Annotated in this window: 10 protein-coding genes; 5 read left to right on the top strand and 5 right to left on the bottom strand. The window is 66.5% G+C overall.

Annotation, left to right across the window (positions count from 1 at the left end; all coding sequences use genetic code 11):
* Positions 1–319: 319 nt before the first annotated feature.
* The 3 genes from MOQ72_RS43345 to MOQ72_RS43335 form a co-directional block, all read right to left on the bottom strand.
* Complete coding sequence (locus MOQ72_RS43345) at positions 320–1,549, bottom strand: MFS transporter (protein ID WP_242191893.1); 1,230 nt, start codon at positions 1,547–1,549, stop codon at positions 320–322.
* 137 nt (positions 1,550–1,686) lie between these two features.
* Positions 1,687–2,121 (bottom strand): MarR family winged helix-turn-helix transcriptional regulator, encoded by a 435-nt coding sequence (locus tag MOQ72_RS43340; RefSeq protein WP_242191892.1) that lies wholly within the window; start codon positions 2,119–2,121, stop codon positions 1,687–1,689.
* A 138-nt stretch (positions 2,122–2,259) separates the two neighbouring features.
* A complete protein-coding gene (locus MOQ72_RS43335) occupies positions 2,260–3,726 on the bottom strand; it encodes an NCS2 family permease (RefSeq protein WP_242191891.1) in 1,467 nt (488 codons plus the stop codon).
* Between the two features lie 60 nt (positions 3,727–3,786).
* On the opposite strand from MOQ72_RS43335, the gene MOQ72_RS43330 reads away from it, so the two are divergent.
* The 5 genes from MOQ72_RS43330 (at position 3,787) to MOQ72_RS43310 (ending at position 7,363) form a co-directional block, all read left to right on the top strand.
* Complete coding sequence (locus tag MOQ72_RS43330; RefSeq protein ID WP_242191890.1) at positions 3,787–4,086, top strand: DUF2530 domain-containing protein; 300 nt, start codon at positions 3,787–3,789, stop codon at positions 4,084–4,086.
* A gap of 86 nt (positions 4,087–4,172) precedes the next feature.
* Positions 4,173–4,964 (top strand): ESX secretion-associated protein EspG, encoded by a 792-nt coding sequence (locus MOQ72_RS43325; RefSeq protein ID WP_242191889.1) that lies wholly within the window; start codon positions 4,173–4,175, stop codon positions 4,962–4,964.
* A 136-nt stretch (positions 4,965–5,100) separates the two neighbouring features.
* A complete protein-coding gene (locus tag MOQ72_RS43320) occupies positions 5,101–5,502 on the top strand; it encodes a PE domain-containing protein (protein WP_242191888.1) in 402 nt (133 codons plus the stop codon).
* Between the two features lie 12 nt (positions 5,503–5,514).
* Entirely contained in the window at positions 5,515–6,090 is a 576-nt protein-coding gene (locus MOQ72_RS43315) for a DUF3558 domain-containing protein (RefSeq protein ID WP_308198073.1), read from the top strand.
* Positions 6,091–6,136: 46 nt separating this feature from the next.
* Positions 6,137–7,363, top strand: coding sequence for a hypothetical protein (locus tag MOQ72_RS43310; RefSeq protein ID WP_242191894.1), 1,227 nt, complete (start codon positions 6,137–6,139; stop codon positions 7,361–7,363).
* A gap of 61 nt (positions 7,364–7,424) precedes the next feature.
* Here the strand turns inward: MOQ72_RS43310 and MOQ72_RS43305 are convergent, their stop codons facing one another.
* Together MOQ72_RS43305 and MOQ72_RS43300 are read right to left on the bottom strand one after the other, a co-directional pair.
* Complete coding sequence (locus MOQ72_RS43305; RefSeq protein ID WP_242191886.1) at positions 7,425–8,204, bottom strand: hypothetical protein; 780 nt, start codon at positions 8,202–8,204, stop codon at positions 7,425–7,427.
* Between the two features lie 106 nt (positions 8,205–8,310).
* A complete protein-coding gene (locus MOQ72_RS43300; protein ID WP_242191885.1) occupies positions 8,311–8,562 on the bottom strand; it encodes a hypothetical protein in 252 nt (83 codons plus the stop codon).
* Between the last annotated feature and the right edge of the window lie 209 nt (positions 8,563–8,771).

Below are 8,771 nucleotides of genomic sequence, written 5' to 3'. Positions count from 1 at the left end.
TCGACTGGGACGAGGTCGGCAAGCGCTTCGCTGATGCCCGCGCGGGCTACAACGGCCTGCGGCTGCCCACCGCCTGAGCGGGAGTTCTTCCCAATTTCAGGGAAATTCGGGGAAACAGGACTCGGTGGTGAGTGCTCCGACAAGCCCACTGCCGACGCTTCGGGGCCCCTTCCTCCGGGAGGGGCCCCGAAGTTTTGAACGCGTCGGGAAGTACCCGAGGTCCACAACGTGATCGGGCCCCGGCCTCCCGCAGGAGGCCGGGGCCCGATCTGTTCCCGAACTGACTGCCGCTCCCACCACGAAGCGGACGAGATTTAGGTTAGCCTAACCTGTCAGCCTCGGCAACCCTCGACTTCCGCCGCCAAGCCAGCACCGCCACCCCGACGAGCGCGGCGACCAACGACGCCACCCCGCCCAGCAAGATCGGCCACCGCGGTCCGAACACCTCGGCGAGCCACCCGGAAGCCAGTCCGCCCAGCGGTTTTCCGCCCAGGAACACCAGCATGTAGAGGCCCATGACCCGGCCGCGCATGGTTGGCTCCACAGCCAGCTGGACGGTCGAGTTCGCACTTGTGGTGAAGGTCATGATGGCCACGCCGACCGGGATCAACGCCGCCGCGAACAGCTCGTAGGTCGGCATCAGCGCCGCCGCCACCTCCAGCACGCCGAAAACTGCGGCGCCCAACAGCATCAGCCGCATTCGCGGCCGCCCGCGACCACTGCGCCGCGCGGCCAGCGCCGCCCCGGTCAGCGTCCCGACCGCCAGCATGGTGACCAGCAGACCGTAACCGTCGGCGTTGCGCCCGAAGACGTTGCGCGCGATCACCGCGAGAGTGCTCTCGAAGTTCATCCCGAAGGTGCCGATGAAGAACGCCAACGCCATGACCACGATCAGATCCGGCCGCCCGCGCGCATACCGCAGCCCGGCCCGCAGCTGGCCGCGCTCCTTCGGCGGCAGCTTGGCCCGGTGCAGTGCCGCGGGGTCCATCAGCGCCAGCCCAGCAACGACGCCGACCGAGCTGACTCCGTTGATCAGGAACACCCAGCCGGTCCCGATCGCGGTGATCAGCACGCCCGAGATGGCCGGGCCGACGATGCGGGCCAGGTTGAAGTTCATCGAGTTCAGCGCGACAGCGTTGGTGAGCTGCGCGGGCCCGACCATCTCGACGACGAACGACTGCCGCACCGGCGCGTCCACCGCGGAGAAGCACCCGAGCACGAAGCACAGCACGTAGACGTGCCAGAGCTGCACGACGCCGGTGACGTCGAGCGATCCCAGCACGAACCCGCAGGCGCCGAGCGCGCTCTGAGTGCCGATCAGCACGCGCCGCTTGTCGAAGCGGTCGGCGACGACACCCGCCCACAGGGTCAGCAGCAGCGTCGGGATGAACTGCAGCGAGACCGCCACGCCGAGCGCGGCCGGGCTGCCACCGGAAAGCTCCAGCACCAACCAGTCCTGCGCGGCGCGCTGCATCCAGGTGCCGGTCAGCGATACGACCTGGCCGGAGGCGTAGAAGCGGTAGTTGCGCTCCCGCAGCGAACGGAACATGCCGCCGCCGGAGTCCACTGAACTGTCTGATGTGGACGATGGAGAATGGTTGACCGGATCCCCGCTGGGGTCGATTCCTGCGCGCGATCGGGATTGGTCAACCACGCTCCTACGTACCGCCTCTCAATGGAATTCGGTCATCGACTGGCCAATCGGTCGATGATCTCGGCGGCCTGGAACAACACCGCCCGTTCGTCTTCGTCGAGATCCGCGAGCTGCTGGTCCAGCCACCGTTCCCGGATCGAGACCTCTTCATCGACCCGCGCCCGACCAGCCTCGGTCAGTTCGACGATGGCCTGCCGACCATCGGTGGGGTGCGCCCGCCGCGCGACCAGCCCGGCTTCCTCCAGGGCAGCGATCACCCTGGTCATCGAAGGTGGCTGGACGCCCTCTCGGGCTGCCAGCTCGCCCGGCGTCATCGCTCCGGTCTTGTGCAGACAGGACAGCGCCGACAGCTGGGACAGCGTGATGGTCGAGTCATTGCTCTGCGCGCGCAGCCGCCGGTTCAGGCGAACGACCGCGAGTCGCAGCCGACTCGCCAGGGTGCGCTCGCGCTCCGCGATATCGGACACGTCGTTAGTCTACCAAACTATCTAGGGAATCCGGACAAACTGATCCGACGGATCAGTAGCCGTCCACCCTAGTGAGCCCCCACCCCCAGGTCCGCTATCGCAACCCAATCGACGCACTACGAATGGGTTCAGACCAGGTCAGATGCCGAAGACGGCGCTCAGCGGGTCGGCGACGAAGTAGAGCACGAAGGCTGCCGCCACGACCCACATCAGCGGGTGGACCGTGCGGGCACGGCGGGTGAACACCCGCAGCAGCACGTAGCTGATGAAGCCCGCACCAATGCCGTTGGCGATCGAGTACGTGAACGGCATGACCACGATCGTCAGGTAGGCCGGTAGCGCGATGCTGAAGTCCGACAGGTCGATCTGCCGGATCTGGGTGAGCATCATCGCCCCGACCACCACCAGCGCCGGGGCCGCCGCTTCCACCGGAATTACCTGGTAGAGCGGGGTGAAGAACATCGCCGCCAGGAACAGCAACCCGGTGATCACGTTCGCCAGCCCGGTGCGCGCCCCCTCCGCGATGCCGGAAGCCGACTCCACGAACACGGTGTTGGAACTCGCCGATCCCAACCCACCGGCGACCGCGCCGACTCCCTCGACGGCCAGCGCCTTGCCGATGCCGGGCAGGTTGCCCTCCCGGTCGGCGAGGCCGCCTTCCTTGCCCAGCCCGGTCATGGTGCCCATCGCGTCGAAGAAGTTGGCCAGCACCAGCGTGAACACCAGCATCGCCGCGGCCAGCGCGGGCAACCGGGTCCACGCGCCGAAGGAGATGTCGCCGACCAGCGACAGGTCCGGCAGCCCGATGATCTGCTCCGGCACCGCCGGGTAGCCCAGGTTCCAGCCGTAGAGATCGGTGCCCTTCGACGGACCGGGGTGGAAGACCGACTCGACGATGATCGCCAGCACGGTGGTGACGGCCACGCTGATCAGGATCGAACCCCGCACCCGCCGGGCCACCAACACCGAGGTGAGCACCAGTCCGAACACGAAAACCGCGGTGGGCCACGAGGCGATCGAGCCGTTGATGCCCAACCCGACCGGCACCGTGGTGTTGGCCGCATCCGGCAGCCGCCGCACGAAACCGGCGTCGACCAGGCCGACGAAGGTGATGAACACCCCGACGCCGACCGCGATCGCGGCCTTCAGCTCGGGTGGCACCGCGTTGAACACCGCGGTGCGGAAACCGGTCGCGACCAGGATCAGGATGACGATGCCGTCCACCACGACCAGGCCCATCGCCTCCGGCCAGGTGACCTGCGGTGCGATGGTCACCGCCAGCAGCGTGTTGATGCCCAGCCCGGTGGCGATGGCGAACGGGTAGTTGGCGACCAGCCCGAACAGGATCGTCATCACGCCCGCGACCAGCGCGGTGCTCGCCGCGACCTGCGAAACCGGCAGGATGTTGCCCAGCACGTCGCGCTTGGCCCCGGCGTCGTCGGCGGAGTAGCTGCCGATGATCAGCGGGTTGAGCACGATGATGTACGCGACGGTGACGAAGGTGACGATGCCGCCGCGAACCTCCCGCCCGACGCTGGATCCCCGGTCGGTGATCTTGAAATAGCGGTCCAGCAGCGACTTCTCGGTTCCGGTTCGATCCACCATCAGTACTTCCCGATCACCGCACCCACGCGCGCGTTCATTACCGGGAGTAGCCTGCCTGACGTGGCACAGGACAGTGAACCCACCCCCTCCGCAGCCGGTCACCGGCCGGTCCCGCACCTGCCGCGCAGGCTCGCGGACCCGACTCCGGTGGTGCTGGTCGGCACCGCGCTGTGGTTCGTCGGGCTGATCCTGTTCGGCATCCGCGACTGGGCGGACGGCAGCTGGGACATCCAGTTCTGGACCTGCGTGGCTGGTACCGGGCTCGGCATCATCGGCTACGGCGTGTTCCGCTGGCAGCGCTCGGCGGCCCGCCGAGGCGCCCGAGGAGCCTGGCAGGGGCTCTCCGGCCTGGACAGCTGACCTTGCTGGATCCTGGTTGGCCGGGCCCTGCGAAGGACTAGTGTCTGCACAAGTCGAAACCGACCTGACGCGGGAGTGCAGGACCAGTGGCCAAGCTGGACGTTGACCGACTCGAATTCGCGATCCTGGCCGAACGCGCCGGGCTCAGCCGCATCCCGATGATCGCGTCGTACAGCAACTACGGGACGACCATCGAAGACCTGCCGAGCGAGTTCGAGGCGGCCGAGCAGCGGGCCCGCGACCGCGGGCTGATCAGCGCCAGCGGCGTGAACGACCGCGTCATGGAACTGCTGGGCATCTACCCGCACGCGGCGATCGAGTACGACCTGCGGTTCTCCGCGAAGAAGGGCACCGAACTGCGAGCTGCGGTGTCCAAAGTCGGCAAGACTGCCGTGCGCACGGTCGTCGACGGCGACCGGATCATCCTGGAGCCGGTGCATCCCAACGACGCGATCCCGGCACTCGTGTCGGTGCTCCCCGAACACCCGCCCGCGCGCATCCGCCCACCGCTGAGCGTCGACCTGGCCGAGATGCGCGGTGCCATGATCGAGGTGCGCCGCCGCGGCGACGAAGACCCGCACGCGATCGAGCAGAGCCTGCGCGCTCGCGGTGTGAACATCGGGGCGTTCCGCAAGATGACGCAGCTGCTGGACGGCCCGCGACTGGGCCTGGGCGAGGTGGGCGTCACGATCTGGGACGACCGGCGCAAGGAGTTCCGCGGCGACCAGACGATCCGCATCATCGATCTGCAGGTCGGACGCACTGCGGTCTACAACAGCGGCGCGCAGCGCATGTTCGCTGGTGCGGATATGAGCACCTTCACCCGCGTGCTCGGCGAACTCACGACGAAGACCCAGCGCGAAGCGGCGTGGCAGTAGGCCATTCGGCCCAATCCGACTACAGGTGGGGAACGGAACACGGCCGAGCATCGTCACACCCATGCGCGGACGAACGACGACCTGGCAAGCTAAGCGCGACGTGCACCTGATCGAGCAGACGAGGGGATAGCTGAAGGTGGCATTCTTCGACGGAATCGTCAGTGCGGTGGACTCGGCCAGCCGCATGGCGACCATTCACACTGCGATCAACTCCGGCGGAACCGCGAAAGCGGCGTCGTTCTCCGTCGACATCGAGCAGATTCCCGGACTGATCGCCAAGTACGAGGAAGCTGTCGAGAAGCTTGAGCAGATTCTGATGAAGGCTCAGCAGCTCCGGAAAGTCGCGCCTCCCGGCGACGACGAGGTGAGCAAGAAGCTGGCGGACTCCCTGGGGGAAATGGCAGGGAACAACGAGGGGTGCCTCTCCTGGGCCGTCAACGATGCTCGCAAGCGTCTGCAAACACAGATCGACCAGCTGAAGGCTGCTCAGGGCACCTACCAGAGCACCGACGAAGCCGCCACGGCCCGCCAGGTTTAAGGAAGATTTCACGTGCTACGTCGCGCAACTCTGACCGCAGTGTCACTTCTCGCCCTCGTTGGCGCAGCCGCCTGCTCGCCGGGCGGATCGACCACTCCGCCTTCGTCATCGAGCGACGAACCGGCTGCTTCAGCGTCGGCCGCTCCGAAGGTGGAGAACCCGAAGAACCTCAAGACGATCACGAATGCTTGTCAGCTGCTGACCACGGATCAGTTGGCGCAACTCGGCGCTACCGGTAGCCAGGCCCCCGAGCAGAGCACGTCGCAGTACGGCGAATCCCAGTGCCACTTCCAGAGCGAACCGTTCTCCGCCTACGTCGCGATCAACACCAAGTTCGGCGGCTTGGAACGGCTCACCCAAGACGCCTCGTCGAGCGACAACTTCAAGCCCACGCAGGTCGATGGTTATCAGGGAGCGCGGATCGACGAGCAGAGCGATCTCTGCAAGGTCGAACTCGCCATCGCCGACGATCAATCGGTTGAGATCAACTACTTCAAGAACTCCGGGGGCACGCCGGAAATGGACGATCCGTGCGGATACGCCGAGAAGATCTCGAGCGAAGTCCTGAAGAACATCCCGGATGCCTGATCGCGTCCGCGCATACCACGACCATTACTGACAAGGGGGTGTGATCATGGTCTTGCCGTTCCTGGTCGGTGGCTATCTGCTCACGCGTGATTCGGACCGTGGCAACACGGACGAGATCATGCAGCAGGTGGGCTTCAACCACCCGGAGAAGTACAAGCAGATCCACGGCGGCCGTGGCACGGACATGCTGGTCAACAACGTGCAGAGCTGGAAATCGAGCATCTCCGACGATTTTGATGCCGTCGCGAGCCTGCTCGATGAAGCCAACAGCAAAGCTGGGGTCGCTTGGACCGGTCAGGCTGCGGAGGAGCACGGCAGCAGCCTTGCTCCGATGACGGAATACATTCGCAACGCCAAAGACGTCTCGACTTCCGTCGGCGACTCTGCTGAGCAGCAGGTTCAGAACTTCAGCCAGGTCAAGAACAGCATGCCTGAGCCGGTGAAGGTCGATGCGACCGACAACCTGCTTGAGAAGGGCGGCGCTTGGCTGGTCGGCGGGGAGACCGACCTGCAGAAGCAGGAACGCGAGGCCACCGCCAAGGCCGAGGAAGCCAAGCAGTACTACAACAACTACAGCGATAGCACGCGAGACGTTTCGCAGGGCCTCGCTTTCTACCCGAAGGCCCCGGAGATGGCCTACGACCAGGGCGAAGGCAGCACCGGTACGAACCCGACGGTTGGCAGCATGCCGACCGGTTCCGGTATCGGCGGCAGCGGCAGCACGTCGGGTGCCGGTAGCTCCGGGATCGGTGACGTCGGCAGTGGTTCGGGCTCTGGCTCTGGCACACCGTCGCAGACCGGGTCGCAGTGGTCGACTCCGCCCGCCAGTACCGGTAGCACCGGGCTGCCTGGCGGTCCCAGTCCCGCCGGCACCGGTCCGGGCGCAGGTGGTTCCGGTGGGTTCAGCGGCGGGCTCGTGGCCGGTGGCCTCGGTGCTGGTCCTGGAGTTGGCGCTGGCTCTGGTCGTGGGGCCGGTGGCGTCGGGGGCCGTGGCTTGGGTGCCGGTGGCGCTGGTCGCGGACCGGGCATGGGTGCTGGTGGACGCGCTGGTCTTGGCGGTCTCGGCTCCGGCGGTGCGGGCGGCGCTGGGGGCGCTGCCAGTGCTGCGGGTCGTGGCGGCGCGGCAGGCGGCATGGGTGGCGCTGCTGGTCGCGGCCAGGGCAAGGAAGGCGAGGAAGACCTGGAGCACGAGAACAAGTACTGGGTCGACACGGACGAGGCGTGGGACGAGCTCGGCCTGCCCAAGGTCGCCCCACCGGTCTTCGGCGAGTGATCGACTGAAGTCGCCCAACGGCGGACTGGCCGCGCACCGGGCTCGGTGCGCGGCCAGTTCCTCATTCGGAGACTTTGCGGTAGATCTCGCCGAGAGCTGTCATGGCCTGATCCGCTTTCGCCTGATCCGCCGGGATGGAGCCGAGATCACCGATCCCGGCCATCCCCTTGTAATCCAGGACGAGCACGTTGTTCCCACCGCCGGGAATCTCCATGATCCAGCTGCGGAAGGCGCTGTAGGGCTCCTCGACATCGTGGTCAACGATCACCCGACGCCCGTGGAAGTCGACGACCTCCGCCTCCGGGCTGATATCGGTCCAGCTCTCGAAAGTGCCTGATCCGACGTAGACATCGAACGAGATCCGCATGTCCGGATTCGGTGATTCGTACGAGCAGATGAACCCGTTGATCACCACGCGCCGGAAATCAGGGCCCATGAACTGGTCGATCAGTTCGTCGGGTGGGTACGCGCACAGGTACAACGGTGACCACCTGGTAGCGGGCGGTTGCTGCGGTTGGCCGTCCAGGCGGAGAACGTCTCGGAACGACCGAGGTTCGGGTCGCGCCCATTCGGCGCAGTCCGAGGCCAGTTGATCGACCAGCGCACATAGGTTGGTATCCGCCGTGGGAATCGGTGGCACGACAACGTCTGCCCGGTCCCGGCTGCCGCTCGGACCGCTCCTGGCGAGCAGCACCCACATCCCCGTTGCGACGATCAGCGAAAGCGCGAGGCCGGCGATCAACACCGGAATCCACACGTAGGACTTCTTCGGCGACTTCTGCCCTGGTCCGGCGGGGTATTGCGGCGGCAGCGGTCGGCTCGGCCAGCCTTGGTACGTCATTGAGCATGCTCTCCTAGGCATGAACGCGCTCGCGGAATCCGAAGCACTCCCCAACAGCCCGTGCGACCAGCCCAAACGGGATTGCGAAGGACCTGGGATTCGGCCTTCAGTCGGAAATCACCGCTCGCACTTCGACACGTCCACTTCGGACTTCTGCCGAGCAGATGCAGCATGTGGGGCGGGCGTCGCGGGGGCTGATGTCTTCGGGGTCGGTCATCACGCCGCAGAACGCGATCAGCTCGGATCCTTCCCGGCGTGGATCGTCGACTGGGATCACGTGGTTCTGGTACCCGAACGCCGCCCAGTAGCCAGCCCGGACGGCAGTCTCATCAGTTTCGTCCGCTGCGGATCGAGGCACAACGTTCTCCCTGGGTAGTTGGGGTTTGCCGGTGACCGGGCGCGGGCGGGAGGGGTTTGGTATCGCGCCCGGTCACCGGGGTGGGGGGGGGGGGGGGGTTTTTTGGGGGGGGGGGGCCCCCCCCCCCCCGCCGGGGGGCCGGGGGGGGGGGGGGTTTTGTTTTGGGTGAGTTGCACACACCCCATATAACCCGCCGAGATTGTGGGGGC

The sequence above is a fragment of the Saccharopolyspora soli genome, assembly GCF_022678645.1.
Classification (GTDB): domain Bacteria; phylum Actinomycetota; class Actinomycetes; order Mycobacteriales; family Pseudonocardiaceae; genus Saccharopolyspora; species Saccharopolyspora soli.
This window is presented reverse-complemented; position numbering and strand designations above follow the sequence as displayed.